16 protein-coding genes are annotated in these 15,901 nt (G+C 67.3%); 7 read left to right on the forward strand and 9 right to left on the reverse strand.

Annotation, left to right across the window (positions count from 1 at the left end):
• Positions 1–213 precede the first annotated feature (213 nt).
• The gene (locus ACO07J_RS18050; RefSeq protein ID WP_350130466.1) at positions 214–471 is read right to left on the reverse strand and encodes an I78 family peptidase inhibitor; all 258 of its coding nucleotides are present in this window, start codon (positions 469–471) and stop codon (positions 214–216) included.
• 133 nt (positions 472–604) lie between these two features.
• Between ACO07J_RS18050 and ACO07J_RS18055 the strand changes: the two genes are divergently transcribed.
• Positions 605–1,717, forward strand: a complete 1,113-nt coding sequence (locus tag ACO07J_RS18055; RefSeq protein ID WP_422031523.1) for an S-(hydroxymethyl)glutathione dehydrogenase/class III alcohol dehydrogenase — start codon at positions 605–607, stop codon at positions 1,715–1,717.
• 69 nt (positions 1,718–1,786) lie between these two features.
• On the opposite strand, the gene ACO07J_RS18060 is transcribed toward ACO07J_RS18055, so the two are convergent.
• On the reverse strand, positions 1,787–2,122 hold the full coding sequence (locus ACO07J_RS18060) for a hypothetical protein (RefSeq protein WP_422031525.1): 336 nt from the start codon (positions 2,120–2,122) through the stop codon (positions 1,787–1,789).
• Positions 2,123–2,272: 150 nt separating this feature from the next.
• Positions 2,273–2,641 (reverse strand): hypothetical protein, encoded by a 369-nt coding sequence (locus ACO07J_RS18065; RefSeq protein WP_422031527.1) that lies wholly within the window; start codon positions 2,639–2,641, stop codon positions 2,273–2,275.
• A gap of 244 nt (positions 2,642–2,885) precedes the next feature.
• Between ACO07J_RS18065 and yghU the strand changes: the two genes are divergently transcribed.
• From yghU to ACO07J_RS18080, 3 genes are all read left to right on the forward strand, one after another.
• Positions 2,886–3,758 (forward strand): glutathione-dependent disulfide-bond oxidoreductase, encoded by an 873-nt coding sequence (yghU, locus tag ACO07J_RS18070; protein WP_422031529.1) that lies wholly within the window; start codon positions 2,886–2,888, stop codon positions 3,756–3,758.
• 147 nt (positions 3,759–3,905) lie between these two features.
• A complete protein-coding gene (locus ACO07J_RS18075) occupies positions 3,906–4,616 on the forward strand; it encodes an NYN domain-containing protein (RefSeq protein ID WP_422031531.1) in 711 nt (236 codons plus the stop codon).
• Between the two features lie 166 nt (positions 4,617–4,782).
• Complete coding sequence (locus ACO07J_RS18080; protein ID WP_422031533.1) at positions 4,783–5,922, forward strand: M48 family metallopeptidase; 1,140 nt, start codon at positions 4,783–4,785, stop codon at positions 5,920–5,922.
• A gap of 76 nt (positions 5,923–5,998) precedes the next feature.
• Here the strand turns inward: ACO07J_RS18080 and dapA are convergent, their stop codons facing one another.
• Positions 5,999–6,874 (reverse strand): 4-hydroxy-tetrahydrodipicolinate synthase, encoded by an 876-nt coding sequence (dapA, locus tag ACO07J_RS18085; RefSeq protein ID WP_422031535.1) that lies wholly within the window; start codon positions 6,872–6,874, stop codon positions 5,999–6,001.
• A gap of 165 nt (positions 6,875–7,039) precedes the next feature.
• Here dapA and ACO07J_RS18090 point away from each other — a divergent pair, with 165 nt between their 5' ends.
• The gene (locus tag ACO07J_RS18090) at positions 7,040–8,998 is read left to right on the forward strand and encodes a lytic transglycosylase domain-containing protein (RefSeq protein WP_422031537.1); all 1,959 of its coding nucleotides are present in this window, start codon (positions 7,040–7,042) and stop codon (positions 8,996–8,998) included.
• Here the strand turns inward: ACO07J_RS18090 and ACO07J_RS18095 are convergent.
• The 4 genes from ACO07J_RS18095 to ACO07J_RS18110 form a co-directional block, all read right to left on the reverse strand.
• Positions 8,995–9,849, reverse strand: a complete 855-nt coding sequence (locus tag ACO07J_RS18095; RefSeq protein ID WP_422031539.1) for a class I SAM-dependent methyltransferase — start codon at positions 9,847–9,849, stop codon at positions 8,995–8,997. The genes ACO07J_RS18090 and ACO07J_RS18095 overlap by 4 nt on opposite strands.
• Positions 9,842–10,816: an agmatinase gene (speB, locus tag ACO07J_RS18100; RefSeq protein ID WP_422031541.1), complete on the reverse strand. Its 975-nt coding sequence runs from the start codon at positions 10,814–10,816 to the stop codon at positions 9,842–9,844. The genes ACO07J_RS18095 and speB overlap by 8 nt, the downstream gene beginning before the upstream one ends.
• Entirely contained in the window at positions 10,813–11,646 is an 834-nt protein-coding gene (locus ACO07J_RS18105) for a C40 family peptidase (RefSeq protein WP_422031543.1), read from the reverse strand. The genes speB and ACO07J_RS18105 overlap by 4 nt, the downstream gene beginning before the upstream one ends.
• A gap of 94 nt (positions 11,647–11,740) precedes the next feature.
• Positions 11,741–13,120, reverse strand: coding sequence for a leucyl aminopeptidase family protein (locus tag ACO07J_RS18110; RefSeq protein WP_422031545.1), 1,380 nt, complete (start codon positions 13,118–13,120; stop codon positions 11,741–11,743).
• 221 nt (positions 13,121–13,341) lie between these two features.
• On the opposite strand from ACO07J_RS18110, the gene ACO07J_RS18115 reads away from it, so the two are divergent.
• Positions 13,342–14,676, forward strand: coding sequence for a tail fiber domain-containing protein (locus tag ACO07J_RS18115; RefSeq protein WP_422031547.1), 1,335 nt, complete (start codon positions 13,342–13,344; stop codon positions 14,674–14,676).
• Positions 14,677–14,788: 112 nt separating this feature from the next.
• On the opposite strand, the gene ACO07J_RS18120 is transcribed toward ACO07J_RS18115, so the two are convergent.
• Positions 14,789–15,145: a hypothetical protein gene (locus ACO07J_RS18120; RefSeq protein ID WP_422031549.1), complete on the reverse strand. Its 357-nt coding sequence runs from the start codon at positions 15,143–15,145 to the stop codon at positions 14,789–14,791.
• A gap of 174 nt (positions 15,146–15,319) precedes the next feature.
• Here ACO07J_RS18120 and ACO07J_RS18125 point away from each other — a divergent pair.
• Positions 15,320–15,901: carbonic anhydrase (locus ACO07J_RS18125; RefSeq protein WP_422031550.1), on the forward strand; the 582-nt coding region annotated here is incomplete at its 3' end.

Raw genomic sequence — 15,901 nt, forward strand, 5'->3', positions numbered from 1 at the left:
TACGGCGAACAGGCATGGCGGCAGCGGCGAACAATCATGTTCATGTTTTGTTCCAACCTAGGCCACACCCCGCCCCGAGTCGAGTCCTCCCCTCACGGCACCGCGCGAGGTAAGCGACGCGCAATGAGTATTTCTTGAAAGATGAAAGCCGGGCGCCCGCCCCCCCACTTTCACTTTTCTCCAAATACTCACTGCGCAACGCCGGCCAGAAGATCAGCCGCAGTAGATCCGCGTGATCGTCCCGCCCTCATCGGTTTCCACGTTCAGCCGGTCGGCGCGGAAATCCATCGTCACCGCCGTACCCGGCGGGATGATCCGCGTGCCGTCGGCGAAATCGTGCTCTTCCACCTGGGTGCCGACCAGCGGCTGAAGCGCATCCGCGCCGCAGGCCGAGGCGGTGTCGTCCTCCCCGCCTTCGGGCATGCAGGCGCCCAATGCCGCAAGTGCCAGTATGAGTGTCGCGAAGCGCATGGTGCCGTCCTTCCATTTCTGTGCAACACTGAAGTCGTCACGGGCACGGCCGCTTTCAAGGCCGCCGGCCCGTTATTGAAAACCGCCCGGCTTTCACCCAAAGTCGCGGCAAATCGAATTGGGAGAACTATCAATGCGCACCACCGCCGCCGTCGCCCTCGAAGCGGGCAAGCCGATGGAAATCATGGAAGTGAACCTCGACGGCCCGAAAGCCGGCGAGGTCCTGGTCGAGATCAAGGCGACGGGCCTGTGCCACACCGACGATTTCACCCTCTCCGGCGCCGACCCCGAAGGCGCCTTCCCGGCGATCCTCGGGCATGAAGGCGCGGGCGTCGTGGTCGAGGTCGGCCCGGGCGTCACCTCGCTGGAACCGGGCGATCACGTGATCCCGCTCTACACGCCCGAATGCCGCGAATGCGACTACTGCCTCAACCCCAAGACCAACCTCTGCCAGGCGATCCGCTCGACCCAAGGCCAGGGCGTCATGCCCGACGGCACCAGCCGGTTCTCCATGCTCGATGGCACGCCGATCCTGCATTACATGGGCTGCTCGACCTTCTCGAACCACACCGTCCTGCCCGAGATCGCTCTGGCCAAGGTCCGCAAGGACGCGCCGTTCGACAAGATCTGCTACATCGGCTGCGGGGTGACCACCGGCATCGGCGCGGTGATCAACACCGCCAAGGTGGAACTGGGCGCGCGCTGCGTGGTCTTCGGCCTCGGCGGCATCGGCCTCAACGTGATCCAGGGCCTGCGGCTGGCCGGCGCCGACCAGATCGTCGGCGTCGACCTCAACCCCGGCAAGGTCGAGATGGCCAAGCGCTTCGGCATGACCGATTTCGTCAATCCCAAAGAGGTGAAGGGCGACATCGTCGGCCACCTTGTCGAACTGACCGGCGGCGGCGGCGATTACACCTTCGACGCCACCGGCAACGTCACCGTCATGCGCCAGGCGCTGGAGAGCGCCCACAAGGGTTGGGGCGAAAGCATCATCATCGGCGTGGCCCCCGCCGGCGCGGAAATCTCGACCCGCCCCTTCCAGCTCGTCACCGGCCGGGTCTGGAAAGGCACCGCCTTCGGCGGCGCCCGCGGCCGCACCGACGTGCCCAAGATCGTCGACTGGTACATGCAGGGCAAGATCGAGATCGACCCGATGATCACGCACACCCTGAAGCTCGACGAGATCAACAAGGGCTTCGAGATGATGCACGCGGGCGAGTCGATCCGCAGCGTCGTGGTCTACTGACCGCCCCTCACCGCACCACCACGGGCGCGCCGGCAAACCGGGGCGCCCGTTTTCCTGTTCCTCCCGCCGTCAGTGGCGATGGCCGGACCGGTTATAGTTCATCACGCCGTTGATGTCGTAGCCCGGCACGTAGAGGCCGCGCAGCTCCATCTCGTCCGGCGTCAGGTGCCGACGCCGAACGTAGCGGTCGTACCTGTAGTCATCGTGATACCGGCGCGCCCTCTGGTAGCGATGGTAATCGCGGTAGTAGCCGCGCCGCTGGGTCCGGTCGATGGCGTGGTCGATGACCCGGTTGATGACGTTCGAGAAGGCGGGGTCCGCCGCAGCGGGCGACACCCCCGGCCCTGCCGCAACAGCGAAAACGGCGGCGGCGGCAAACAGGCTGGTTCGGAAATTCCTATTCATAATGCTCTCCCGTTCGGGACTGCACGGGCCCTTACCCGGCGTAAGACAATATATGGGCCGGCATCGCGGCCAGCCAAGGGAAACGGGGAAGAGACCGCCGGATCGGCGGGATGCTGCGGGGCCGGATCGTCCGGCCCCGGTGCATGGGTCTCAGCGGTCGTAGACGCGCTGGGTGCCGTAGCTGTAGCTGTTGTGGCTGCGAGCGTACCCGTCGCGATAGCCCTGGTTGTAGGCCCGCTGATAGCTCTGCCGGGTGTGCTGGTTATAGGCCGGGTACCGGGTGTACCGGTCATAACCGCCATAATAGCGATCCCGCGTCGCGTAGCCCGGATCGTAATACCGGTCATTGCTGGAATCGACCAGAGCAGCGCCAATGATCGCCACGGCGGCGGCGCCGGCGATGTACTTGGCCGTGTCGTTATCGGCATGGGCGGGTGCGGCCGACAATCCGGCGATGCCGGCAATACCCACCGCGGATGCGGTGACACCGGCCAGAAGACGTTTGCGAATGATGTTCATGACACTCTCCTATCTCCGGGGTCGGGGGTCATCCCGGGTGCCTGAAATGGTCATGCCCGCCCAGCGTTTTAAGGCCCCATGACGCGTTCGTGCGTGTTGATCGTTATTGCGTGATAGGCGGGAACCGGCCCGTCCGCGCCACCGCCAGCCGCAGCCTGCGCAGCTACTTCTGTGCATTCATGCACCTTGCATCGCTCCCGCTTCTGGTTACCTCTTGGGAAACTCACACCCCAAGGAGCGACAGATGACCGACGATACCTACACCCCGCCCAAGGTCTGGACCTGGGACAAGGAGAACGGCGGACAGTTCGCCTCGACGAACCGCCCCATCGCCGGGCCCACCCACGACAAGGAGCTGCCGGTCGGCAAGCACCCGTTCCAGCTCTACTCGCTCGCCACGCCCAACGGGGTGAAGACGACCGTCATGTTCGAAGAGCTGCTCGAGGCCGGCCATGACGCCGAGTACGACGCCTGGCTCATCCAGATCGGCGACGGCGACCAGTTCGGCAGCGGCTTCACCGAGATCAACCCCAACTCCAAGATCCCGGCCCTGGTCGACCATACCGGCGACAAACCCCTGCGGGTCTTCGAAAGCGGCTCGATCCTGATGCACCTGGCCGAGAAGTTCGGCGCCTTCCTGCCCGCAAGCGGCCCGGGCCGGACCGAGGTGATCAACTGGCTGATGTGGCAGATGGGCAGCGCCCCCTTCCTCGGCGGCGGCTTCGGCCATTTCTACGCCTACGCACCCGAGAAATACGAATACCCCATCAACCGCTACGCGATGGAGGCCAAGCGCCAGCTCGACGTGCTCGACCGCGAACTGGCCGAGAAACCCTACATCGCCGGTGACGAGTACTCGATCGCCGACATGGCGATCTGGCCCTGGTACGGCAACCTCGCCCTCGGCCGCGCCTATGGCGACGCGGGCACCTTCCTCAGCGTGCATGAATACGAGAACGTGGTGGCCTGGGCCAAGAAGATCGACGCCCGCCCGGCGGTCAAGCGCGGGCGCATGGTCAACAAGTCCTTCGGCGAGCCGCACGAGCAGCTTCGCGAACGCCACGACGCCGGCGATTTCGAGACGAAGACCCAGGACAAGATCGGCGAAAACGCCTGATCCTTCCCTGACGCCGCCACGCCCCGGCCACCACCCTCCCCCGGCGGTGGCCGGTTGCATTTCGCCCCCCCGGATCGGCCCAATCCCAGGTTTCCGGTTTCCGCCGCCGCCGCAATCAGGCATGGTCGCACGGAAAAGGAGGCCCCAATGCCCGAGAAATCCCCGCTCCTCGCCGTGCTCATCGACGCCGACAACGTGCCCTCGAAACACGCCGAGGCGATCCTGCGAGAGGTCACCTCCTACGGCGAGCCGGGCCTGCGCCGGGTCTATGGCGACTGGTCCAACCAGCAGCTTTCGGGCTGGACAAAGACGGCGCAGAAGCTCGGCCTCGTCCAGCACCAGCAGACCGCCAACACCAAGGGCAAGAACGCCTCCGATATCGGGCTGGTGATCGACGCGATGGACATCCTGCATGCCGGCCATTTCGACGGCTTCGTGCTGGTCTCCTCCGACAGCGATTTCACCCGCCTCGCCAGCCGCATCCGCGAACAGGGCCTGACCGTCATCGGCATCGGCGAGGCCAAGGCGCCGGACGCGCTCAAGAACGCCTGCAACCGCTTCGTCGCGATCGAGAACATCTCGGACGAGACCTCCCCCGCCCGCGGCAAGGAGCAGAGCCTCGACAACCGCCGCGTCGGCGAGGCCCGCAAGCTGATCACCGACGCGATGGAAAAGATCGACCAGGACGACGACTGGTTCCCCCTCGGCCGCATCGGCCAGCAGATCCAGGCCGACAAACCCGATTTCGACACAAGGACCTATGGCAAGAAGAAGCTCTCCGACCTGGTGAAGGAGTTGAAGGTGTTCGAAACCAAGACCGGCCCGGGCAACCAGCTTCTCGTCCGCCGCGTCGACTGAGGCTCACCGTTGGGTCAGTGAAACCCGCAATGCCCCGAACCCGGCAATAAGTCGGGCCCGCCCCGCGACCTCCACACCGCCGCCCGTCCGGCATCGTCGCGCTTGCACTTGCAACCCGGCCTTCCTAGCCTGACCTGAAGGATAGTCGGCTACTGGGCGGCAACGCATGATCGGAAAACTGATTGACCGCTGGCAGGAGCGGTTCGCCGACCAACTGCTCGAGCAGGCCAAACGCGAGGTCGACCATGACCGCCCGCGCATGACGGGCCGCCTTGCCATCGGCTGGGCCCTGTCCTTCCTGCTCCTGGCAACCCCCTACCTATCCATGGCCGCCGGCGTCACCCTGGGCCTTGTCGGCTATCCCGATCTCGGCCCGATCATCCTCGGCCTGATCCTTGTGGGCTTCGGCGTCACCCTTCTGCCGCCGGGGCACAGGAACCGATCGAAAACCTACCGCCGCAGCGATCTGCCGGCGCTGTTCTCCCTGCTTGACCGGATTGCCGAAAGGCTTGGCACCACGGCCCCCGACGGGCTCCATTTCGATGCCGATCTGAACGCCTACATCACACAGTTCCGCCCCCGCTTTTCCCGGCAACAGGAATGGGTGCTGGGCATCGGCCTGCCGCTCTGGGCGGCCCTGTCCCCGGATCAGCGCATCGCCCTCCTGGCGCACGAGATGGCGCACAAGGTGAATGACGACCCGATGCGCTCCGGCGTCTTCGCACGCGCCTACTCGGTCCTGTCGAACTGGTACGACACGTTCGAACTGGATAGCTATTACTACTACAACGAAGGTCACCTGACCCAGATGATCGCCGCCATGGTAATCGGCACCTACCAGCGCGCCCTGTCACGCTTCTCCTTCTTCGAAGCGCAACGGGCGGAGTACCGCGCCGATGCCCACGCCATGCGGGTCGCCGGGGCCGAACCGGTCATCGGCATGCTGGAAGTGATCACGCGCCGCGATCTGGCAGAGCGCAGCATCGTCGACCTCTACCCCTATACCGGGGATCAGGGCGCGCGGATCTTCGACCACATGGGCCACGCCGTCTCCGATGCCGACCCCGAAACCGCCGCGCGCTACCTCGCCGAGGCCGCCCGCGAGAAAAAGCGGGTGGACAACTCCCACCCGCCCACGGCCCTGCGGATCGCGTTCATCGCCTCCCTGCCCGCGGAATTCGCACAGAACCGGCTTCGCCCCGAAGAGTTCGATTTCTCCGCCATCGACGCCGAGCTTCAGCCCCTGCGCGACGATTTGGGCAAGACGATGATGGAAGAGCTCCACGAGATCGAAGTCAACCGATAGCCGGCAGGGCGGGTGCCTACCCGCCATCGCTCCAGGCCGGGAACACGCAAGGTGGGTTCACACCCACCCCGCGACCTCAGTTCATCAGCCCCGCGTGCCGCATGCCGTCCTCGACCAGCGCCTTGGTCTCGTCGCTCAGCCCCGTCAGCGGCGAGCGCACCTCGTCGCTGCAAAGCCCCAGAAGCGACATCGCGTATTTCACGCCCACCAGCCCCGGCTCGGTAAAGATCGCCTTGTGCAGCGGCATCAGCCGGTCCTGCGTCTCCAGCGCCTTGCGGTAATCCCCGGCCAGGCAGGCCTCCTGCACGTCCGCCACCATCCGCGGCGCCACGTTCGCGGTGACCGAGATCACGCCCACGCCGCCCTGCGCGTTGAACCCGTGCGCCGTGGCGTCCTCGCCCGAGATCTGCACGAACTCCTTGCCGCAGGTGATCCGCTGGTCGCTCACGCGGGCTAGGTCGCCGGTGGCGTCCTTCACCCCGATGATCCGCGGCAGCTTGGCCAGCTCGCCCATCGTCTCGGGCGACATGTCGATCACCGACCGGCCGGGAATGTTGTAGATGATGATCGGCAGCTCGCAGCAATCGTGCAGCGCGGTGAAATGCGCGATCAGGCCCCGCTGGGTTGGCTTGTTGTAGTAGGGCGTCACCACCAGCGCGGCATCGGCGCCCACCTTCTCGGCGTGCTGCATGAAGCGGATCGCCTCGACCGTGTTGTTCGAGCCGGCCCCGGCGATCACCGGAATCCGCCCCGCCGCGGCGCGCACCACCTCCTCGACCACCGTCTCGTGCTCGGTATGGGTCAGCGTCGGGCTCTCGCCGGTCGTGCCCACGGGCACAAGGCCGTGGCTGCCCTCGGCGATATGCCATTCAACAAGTTTCTTGAGCGTCTCAAGATCCAGCTCGCCGTTCTTGAACGGCGTGACCAGGGCAGGAAAAGATCCTTTGAACATGACACGCTCCATTGTTTTGCGTTACTGTACGGCCAAAAGGCCCGGTGAAACGCGCGCGACACTAGCGGCAAGGCGCCCATCTGCCAAGGTTGTGAATGGACTTGTCCCGCGACGCGCGCTTAGGCTGGGCGTGTCTATCCTTTGCATGGGCCGGAAATGCAAGCCATGTTGCGCTGCCTTGTTGTCCTGTTGACGTTTTTCACCCTGTCCGCCGCCTCGGCGGCACAGGAAGACGAGTCGCGAATCGCCCCCCGTCCGCTTCAGCTCGCCTTCGGCGCCATCGCCAACGGCCGCTGGCAGAACGCCGCCCGCATCGCCGAGCGGGACGGGCCCGCCGCCGTGGCGCTGGTCGAGTGGATCCGCCTGCGCGAGGGCCGCGGCACACCCGAGGAGGTGCTGGCCTTCCTCGAGGCCCATCCCGACTGGCCCGGCCTCGACTACCTGCGCAAGCGCAACGAGGAGGTCGTGTCCCACGCCGATTTCGACACCGTGCTGGCCTTCTACGAAGACTACCGCCCGCAGACCGGCGGAGGCGTGCTGAACTATGCCCGCGCCCTCACCGCCCGCGGCCAGCAGGGCGAGGCCGAGGCGAGTGTGGTCATGGCCTGGCACACGATGGACCTCTCCACCGCCGAGCATGACGCCTTCCTCGAGGCCTATGACGAACTCTTGAAACCGCATCACGAGGCGCGCCTGCAAATGGCCCTCTGGCGCGGGTTGCGCGACGTGAAGCAGATGCTGCCGCTGGTCGACAAGAAGACCCGCGCGCTGGCCGAGGCCCGCCAGAAGATCGAGAGCGGCACAACGCTCAAGACCAGCGACCTGCCCGAGGGCGGGGCGAAGGATGCCGGCATCGCCTACGAGCGCTTCAACCAGTACATCAAGGCCGGCAAAAGCGACGACGCCATCAAGCTGATGCTGGAACAGAGCCGCATGGAGAACGGGCTGGGAGAGCCCGACCGCTGGGGCGGCTGGCGGCGCTATCTCGCCCGCGAAAAGATGCGCGAGGGCGACATCGCCACGGCCTACCAGCTGGCCGCGATCCACCAGCTTGTCGATGGCTCCAATTACGCCGATCTCGAATGGCTGTCGGGCTACCTGGCACTCACCTATCTCGACGCGCCCGACCTCGCGCTCGACCATTTCCAGCGCTTCCGCGCGGCGGTGGAAACGCCCATCTCGCTCGGCCGCGCCGGCTACTGGATCGGCCGGGCGCAGGACGCGTTGGGCGACCCGGAAGCGGCACAGCTCGCCTATGCCTTCGGCGGCGAGTACCAGACCAGCTTCTACGGGTTGCTCGCCGCCGAAAAGGGCGGCGTGCCGCCCGACCCCGCGCTCGCCGGGGCCGCGCCCGACGACACGTGGCGCGACGCCGACTTCGCGCAATCGACGCTCTTCAAGGCCGGCATCCTGCTGCTCAGGACCGACAGGCTCTCGCTGGCCGAACAGTTCTTCGTCGCCCTCACCGACACGCTCGAGGTGGACGAGATCAACCGCCTCGGCCACGCGCTCGACATGATGGGCGAGCCGCATCTCGAGGTGATGGTCGGCAAGGCCGCCGCAGAGCGCGGGCTGGTCGTGCCCGGCCCCTACTACGCCCTCCACCCGATGCGCGATATGGACCTGCCGGTCCCGGCCGAGCTGGCCCTCGCCATCGCCCGCCGCGAAAGCGAATTCGACCACCGCGTCAAGAGCGGCGCCGGCGCGCAGGGGCTGATGCAGCTCATGCCCGGCACCGCCTCCGACATGGCCCGCGCGCTCGGCATGTCCCATTCCGGCGCCCGGGTGATCACCGACTGGGAATACAACGCCAAGCTCGGCTCGGCCTATCTCGCCGAGCTGGTCAACCGCTTCGACGGCAATGTCGTGATGGTCGCGGCCGGCTACAATGCCGGGCCGGGCCGCCCGCTGCGCTGGATGAAGGAATACGGCGACCCGCGGCTGGGCGAGGTGGATATCGTCGACTGGATCGAGCACATCCCCTTCCGCGAAACCCAGAACTACGTGATGCGCGTCGCCGAAAGCCTGCCGATCTACCGCGCCCGGCTCGGGAAAGACCCGCTGCCGGTGCCCTTCTCGGAGGAACTCTCCGGCCAGACCCTGCGCAAGCTGGCGCTCGATTAACCCCGACGCGCCCCGTAAAGGGTCAGCACCGCCGGAACCCGCACACCATCCCGCGTGGCATAGCGCTGGAAATCCTCCGCCAGCGCGTCGATGATCGCCGCCTTGTCCTCGGCAGTGCCGCCCTTCTCCATCAGCACCCGCGCCGCCGGGCCGAGATGGGCGGCAAACTTCGCCACATGCAGCACCGTCCCCATCGGCGTCAGGTCGAGTGTCACCTCCTCGGCAGTCACCTCGCACAGCCCGGCACCCTCGAGAATGCCGCGCACATACGCCAACTCGGCAAAGGCCGTCGGCCCCGGCGCACGCGGATCCTCCGCCACCACCTCGCCCAGCCGGTCGACCGCCGCCTGCCGCGGCAGGGAAAACCACGGGTTCCGCTCCATCCCGCTCCATCCGACGACATGCACCCGCCCGCCGGGCCGCAGCGCCTTGGCCATGTTGGCAAAGGCCGCCACCGGGTCGTCGAAGAACATCACCCCGAAGCGCGAGATGATCGCGTCATAGGCCCCCGGCTCGAACCCGTGAACCTGCGCATCCGCCACCACGAAATCGGCGTTTTTGCACCCGGCCCCGACCGCCCGCTTCCGCGCCGCCTCCAGCATCACGGGCGAGATATCGGCGCCCGTCACCCGGCCCTCCGGCCCGACACGCTCCGCCGCCGCCAGCGTGCTCGCCCCGGTCCCGCAGCCGATATCAAGCACCCGCTCCCCCGCCTGCAACGCCGCCGCCTCCAGCACACAGTCCAGCGCCGGCGCCATCATCGCGTCGAGCACGCGCGCATTCAGCACCCACTTTTCGCCCGATACGGAGGACCAGAGCTCCGCCTGCTCCCGGTTCGGCCCCTCACCCATGCGTCGCTCCCATCCGGCCGGCCATCACGCAGAGCAGCTCGAACATGATCGACACGCCAAGAAACGCCGTTCCGCCCGAAGGGTCGAAGGGCGGCGACACTTCCACCATGTCGGCGCCCACGATGTTCAACCCCTCCAGTTCGCGCACCACCTGCAACGCCTGGAAGGAATTCGGGCCCCCCACCTCGGGCGTGCCGGTACCGGGGGCGAAGGTGGGGTCGACGAAATCGATGTCATAGCTCACGTAGGTCGGCCCGCTCCCGACGATCTCGCGCGCCTCGGCCATCACGTCGGCGACGCCGCGCGCGTGGAACTCCTCGATCAGGATCAGCCGGATGCCGTTCGCCTCGGCGAAATCCCGGTCCTCGGTGTCGTACATCGTGCCGCGCAGGCCGATCTGCACCACCTTCTTCGGGTCCAGCAACCCCTCCTCCACCGCTCGCCGGAAAGGGGTGCCATGGGTGTACATCGTGCCCCCGAAATAGGAATGGAACAGGTCGGTATGGCTGTCGAAATGCACCATCCCCACCGGGCTATCCTTGGCCACTGACCGCAGAACGGGCAGCGAGGTCAGGTGATCGCCCCCGGCCGTCAGCGGCACGATCCCGGCGGCCATGACTTGGTCGTAGAACGCGGTGATCCGCTCCATGCTGTCTTGAATGTCCGCCGGGTTCGGCCCCACGTCGCCCAGGTCGGCACAGTTCACCGTCTCGAACGGGCGCATCCCGCTGGTCGCGTGCTGGGCGCGGATCATGGTCGAGGCATCGCGCAACTGCCGCGGCCCGTGGCGCGGGCCGGGGCGGTTCGTCGTGCCGCTGTCCCACGGCACGCCGATCAGGCCCACCTGCACATCGCCGAACCTCTCATGCCCGGGCGGCACGTGGGGCAGCCGCATGAAGGTCGGCACCCCGGCAAAGCGCGGCAGGTCGAACCCCGACACCGGGTGAAAGAACGGATCGCTGGTCATCTGCCCTCCAGCCGCTTGCGCGACGTGACCGGGCCATCGCCCTGCGCCTCGATCCGCTGCACCGCCGCCTCCAGCGGCTCGTAGCTCACGGCCATGCTGAAGGCGTTGGCATGCAACAGCGTGTCCCGGTCGACCACCCAGGCCACGTGGGTCTTCCAGAACAACAGGTCGCCCCGCTCCAGCGGCGCATCCTCGGGCAGGGCATGGCCCAGCTCGGCCTCCTGCATGTCGCTGTCACCGGGGCAATCGATGCCGCAGGCAAGGCACGCCATCTGCACCAGCCCCGAACAGTCGATGCCGAAACTCGTGTTCCCGCCCCACAGGTAGGGCGCGCCAAGGAACAGCCCGGCCACCCGCACCGGGTCGTCGGCCAGCTCCTCCAGCGGCGACAGGTGCATCGCCGGCACGTATCCCAGCGGCGTCACGGCAAACCGCCCCTCTTGCCCGGTCACCGTCAGCATCGCGCCATGGCTCAGCGCCGCCAGCTCCCGCGTCTTGAAATCCGCCGCGCGATACAGATGCGTGGCCCGCGCCGTCACCCGGTGCGTCGGCGCCTGCACGCCGGAAAGCTGGCCGGCGGGCAGGTAACCGGTATAGCCGTCGCGCTCTGCCTCGACAAAGGCCCAGCCCTCGCGCTCCTCGTAGATCGTCACCCCCTCGCCCAGCAGGAATTGCCGGTCGCGCGGCCCGCCCGGGGCGCATAACAGGTCCGCCACCGGCACCACGACACGGGCCGGAACCCCCTCGGTGAATCCCTGCGCCTCGACCTCGCCGCGCAGGCGGAGGGCGGCGACACGGCCATTGGCGGGATGTCTGCGCGGATCGGTCATGACGGATCAGGGGCGCTGCCCCTCTTGGCCCCGGACGATGTCCGGGAACAATTCACCCCGGGATATTTCGACCAAGAAGAAGCCATGGCACACCTCACAGGTTCAGGACGCCGGGCAGCGCCTCGAGCAGGGCCCGCGCCCCCATGCCGACCCCGCCCTTGGGCCGCGCCGGGCCGTTGCCGGTGCTCCAGCCGTAGATGTCGAAATGGGCATAGCGCGTGCCCCCGGCGAAGCGGCGCAGGAACAGGGCGGCGGTGATCGCCCCGGCAAGGCCGCCCTTGGGCGCGTTGTCGAGATCGGCGATGCCGGGCTCGATCATGGCTTCGTAAGGCGTATGAAACGGCAGCCGCCAGACCGGGTCGGCCACCGCCGCGCCGGCGGCATCGACCGCGGCGGCGAATTCGCCATCATCGGTGAAGTAGGGCGCAAGGTCGGGCCCCACCGCCACCCGCGCCGCGCCGGTCAGCGTCGCCATCGAGATCATCAGGTCGGGGTCGTCCTCGGCCCCGAAGCTCAGCGCATCGGCCAGCACCAGCCGCCCCTCGGCATCGGTGTTGTTGACCTCCACCGTCAGCCCGTTGCGCGCGGTCAGGATGTCGCCGGGCCGGAACGCATCGGCCGACACCGAATTCTCCACCGCCGGCACCAGCACCCGCAGCCTGACCGGCACCTCCAGCGCCATGATCATCCGCGCCAGCCCCAGCACCGTCGCCGCGCCGCCCATGTCCTTCTTCATCAGCCCCATGCTGGCCCCGGGCTTGAGGTTCAGCCCACCGGTGTCGAAACACACCCCCTTGCCCACCAGCGTCAGCGCCGGGCCCTCGCCGCCCCAGCGCATGTCGATCAGCCGCGGCGCCTGTCCGGCGGCCCGGCCGACCGCATGGATCATCGGGAAGTTCCGCTCCAGCAGCGCCTCGCCCCGCACCACCTCGATCTCCGCGCCGAAGTCCTCGGCCAGCCCGGCACAGGCGGCCTCCAGCTCCTCGGGCCCCATGTCCGAGGCGGGCGTATTGATCAGGTCGCGCGTCAGCCCCTCGCCCTCGGCAATCGCCATCAGCCGTGCGGCATCGACGCCCCCCGGCGCCACCAGCCGGGCCTTCGCCGGTGACTGGTCGCGATACCGGTCGAACGCATAGCCGGTCAGCAGCCAGCCCAGCGCCTCCTCCGCCGCACGCGCCTCCGGCAGGCCCTCCAGCCGATACGCCCCCTCGGGCAGCGCCGCCGCGGCCCCGGCCAGGTGAAACCGGCCCCGCGCCCGCGCCTGTTCCGTGCCATAGCCCGCCAGCGCCATCGCGATCTGCCCGTCCTCGCCCGGCACCAGCAACGTCGCCCCAAGCGCCCCGCTGAACCCGGCCGCCCGCACCCAGCCGGCCACGCCGTCGGGCTGCTCGCCCGCCCAGGCCTCCACATCCTCCTGCCCGATCACGTGCAGCGGAATGGCGGGCGCATCGGCCGGGGCAAACTCGAAGGGCATGGGCAAATCTTTCCGGTCAGGTCACTGCGTCGGCCACAGCCTAACCGCCCGCGCCGCGCCTGCAAGCCCTTCCGTCGGCGGCGGATGGCCCACGCCCCTGTCGGCGCCCCGCGCAGCGGGCTTTGACGTAACGGCAACTTGTGCTATCCTCGCGCATCCCCGGCTTCCCTGTCCCGTTTTCGGACCGGCCCGTATTTGAATACCGCAAACGACATTTTCCCATGAACCGCCGTGCCGTCCTGCTCGCTTCCACCGTTTCGACATTCTGCGCCGTACAGGCCCATGCCGCCGGCCCGAACTTTTCCAGCGACGTCTATATCGACGGCAGCCTCTGCGTCGGCTTCGACTGCGTCTTCGGCCAGGCCTTCGGGTTCGATACGGTCATCCTCAAGGAAAACAACCTTCGCATCTTTTTCGACGACTCGTCGACCTCCGGGTCGTTCCCCGACCGGGACTGGTCGCTCGAAGCCAACGCGACGACCAATGGCGGCGCCGAATACTTCGCCATCGTCGACCGCACCACGAACCGGCAGGTGTTTCGCGTCGATGGCAACGCGCGCGCCAACGCGCTCTATGTCGACAGCCAGGGCGACCTCGGCCTCGGCACCTCGATCCCGGCCGTGGAAATCGACGTCAAGACGGGCGACACCCCGACACTCCGCCTGCAACAAGACACCTCCTCGGGATTCGCCGCCCAGTCATGGGACGTTGCCGGCAACGAAACCAGCTTCTTCGTCCGCAACGTGACCTCCGGCTCGACCCTGCCCTTCCGCATCATGGGCGGCAGCGCGCCGAGCAATTCACTGGTGGTCGATGCCAACGGCGATGTCGGCATCGGCGCCGGCGTCGACCCGCAGGCCCCGCTCGAGATCGAGCGCGACGACAACTTCGTCTTCATGCGCATGACCGCCACGACGGCCGACCCCAACCAGTCGGTCGACATCACTTATACCGATGGCGGCGCCGAGGGCGAATTGCGCTATAACATCGTCGACGGCGACGGCCCCGAGATGACCCTCGACAGCGACGGCGCACTCACGCTGGTCTCCTCCGAATCGTTCAATTCCCTGCGGATCACCGCCAATGGCGCCTCGCCCAACACCAGCGCCGACGTCACCTTCACCGATGCCGGCGCCGATGGCGAACTGCGCTACAACATCGTCGACGGCGACGGCCCGGAAATGAGGCTCGCCGCCAACGGCAACCTGACGATCACCGGCTCGCTCAGCCAGGGGTCGAGCCGCGCCCGCAAGACGGCGATCACCCCGGTCGATCACGCCGATATCCTGCAGAAGGTCACCGCCCTTCCGGTCGCCAACTGGAGCTGGAAGGACGCCGAGACCGTCCGCCATATCGGCCCCTTCGCCGAGGATTTCCACCGCATCTTCAACACCGGCGACTCCGCCCACACCATCGCCACGCTCGATGCCAGCGGCGTGGCGCTTGCGGCGATCCAGGCGCTCGCCCACCGCACCGAGGCGCTGCAGGACCGCACCGCCCGGCTCGAGGCCGAGAACGCCGAGCTGCGCACCCGGCTCGAGGCGCTGGCCGACTGATCGGGCCCGATTGATCGGGGCCGGCTGACGGACGAAAGGTAACGCGCTCACACTCTCCGCGTCGCCTGCAGGAGCCCGGCACATCGGTGCCGGGCTCTTCGCGTGCCGGGCCTCAATAGGCCGGCACCTCCCAGATCTCGGTCAACGACATCTCGCCCACCCGCAACAGCCGCGCCAGCACAGCCGCCAGCGCCACCGCGTCGCCGGCATCCGTACACCCGCTCACGTCGCGCGCCACCCGGGCCAGCGCCTCCATGCCGACCTGGTCGGCAATCGCGCCAAGGCTGCGGGCACATTTGCGCATCTCGCGCGTCTTGCCCTGCCTGTAGAACCGCTCGACATGGGTCAGCCGCGCCGCCAGCTCCTCCAGCGCCCGGCACACCACTTCCTCGGCCTGCTGGTGGCCAAGCTGCAGGTACAGCTCGTCCAGCCGGTCCGGGTCAAGCCGCACCCTCTCACTCTGTCTCAACAGCGTCACATGCTCCACGATCACACCCCATATTCCAAAGCCCCCCAAGGCCCCGGCGCCACCATCCCCGATTGCGGTTCCCAAATGGTTGCGCCGCGGGTGATTTCTCGCTCGAATATTAGGTGAATTCGGGCTATCACCACGGATTGAAACCAGATGCGAATGAGGGACGTCATGGATAACGCGCGGCCGCTGCCCGGCTATCTCGTCGAACGCTACCACGGCTGGAAGGCCACCAAGTACAAGGACAACGCGGCCTGGTACCGCCACCTCGCGCAGGAGGGGCAACACCCCCGCGCCATGGTGATCAGCTGCTGCGACAGCCGCGTGCACGTCACCTCGATCTTCGGCGCCGACCAGGGCGAGTTCTTCCTGCACCGCAACATCGCCAACCTCGTGCCGCCCTACGTCACCGACGGGGCCCAGCACGGCACCTCGGCGGCGGTCGAATACGCGGTGACCGCGCTCAAGGTGGCGCATGTCATCGTGCTCGGCCACTCCAACTGCGGCGGCGTCAAGGGCTGCGAGGAGATGTGCTCGGGCAACGCCCCGGCGCTCGAGGAAAAGACCAGCTTCGTCGGCCGCTGGATGGACATCCTCCGCCCCGGCTACGAGCGGGTGAAGAAGATCAAGGACCAGACCGAACGCACCAAGGCGCTCGAGAAACAGGCCATCCTCGTGTCGCTGGAAAACCTGATGACCTTCCCCTTCGTGAAAGAGGCGGTCGACAAGGGCAACCTCACCCTCCACGGCCTC

Source organism: Roseovarius sp., assembly GCF_965228755.1.
Classification (GTDB): domain Bacteria; phylum Pseudomonadota; class Alphaproteobacteria; order Rhodobacterales; family Rhodobacteraceae; genus Roseovarius.

Excerpts from the sequence above, each read along its gene's own strand:
- dapA (WP_422031535.1), bottom strand. The coding sequence starts at position 6,874 with ATGTTCAAAGGATCTTTTCCTGCCCTGGTCACGCCGTTCAAGAACGGC.
- ACO07J_RS18115 (WP_422031547.1), top strand. The coding sequence starts at position 13,342 with ATGAACCGCCGTGCCGTCCTGCTCGCTTCCACCGTTTCGACATTCTGC.
- speB (WP_422031541.1), bottom strand. The coding sequence starts at position 10,816 with ATGACCAGCGATCCGTTCTTTCACCCGGTGTCGGGGTTCGACCTGCCG.
- ACO07J_RS18060 (WP_422031525.1), bottom strand. The coding sequence starts at position 2,122 with ATGAATAGGAATTTCCGAACCAGCCTGTTTGCCGCCGCCGCCGTTTTC.
- ACO07J_RS18075 (WP_422031531.1), top strand. The coding sequence starts at position 3,906 with ATGCCCGAGAAATCCCCGCTCCTCGCCGTGCTCATCGACGCCGACAAC.
- ACO07J_RS18110 (WP_422031545.1), bottom strand. The coding sequence starts at position 13,120 with ATGCCCTTCGAGTTTGCCCCGGCCGATGCGCCCGCCATTCCGCTGCAC.
- ACO07J_RS18095 (WP_422031539.1), bottom strand. The coding sequence starts at position 9,849 with ATGGGTGAGGGGCCGAACCGGGAGCAGGCGGAGCTCTGGTCCTCCGTA.
- ACO07J_RS18050 (WP_350130466.1), bottom strand. The coding sequence starts at position 471 with ATGCGCTTCGCGACACTCATACTGGCACTTGCGGCATTGGGCGCCTGC.
- ACO07J_RS18055 (WP_422031523.1), top strand. The coding sequence starts at position 605 with ATGCGCACCACCGCCGCCGTCGCCCTCGAAGCGGGCAAGCCGATGGAA.
- ACO07J_RS18105 (WP_422031543.1), bottom strand. The coding sequence starts at position 11,646 with ATGACCGATCCGCGCAGACATCCCGCCAATGGCCGTGTCGCCGCCCTC.
- ACO07J_RS18090 (WP_422031537.1), top strand. The coding sequence starts at position 7,040 with ATGTTGCGCTGCCTTGTTGTCCTGTTGACGTTTTTCACCCTGTCCGCC.
- ACO07J_RS18080 (WP_422031533.1), top strand. The coding sequence starts at position 4,783 with ATGATCGGAAAACTGATTGACCGCTGGCAGGAGCGGTTCGCCGACCAA.
- ACO07J_RS18065 (WP_422031527.1), bottom strand. The coding sequence starts at position 2,641 with ATGAACATCATTCGCAAACGTCTTCTGGCCGGTGTCACCGCATCCGCG.
- yghU (WP_422031529.1), top strand. The coding sequence starts at position 2,886 with ATGACCGACGATACCTACACCCCGCCCAAGGTCTGGACCTGGGACAAG.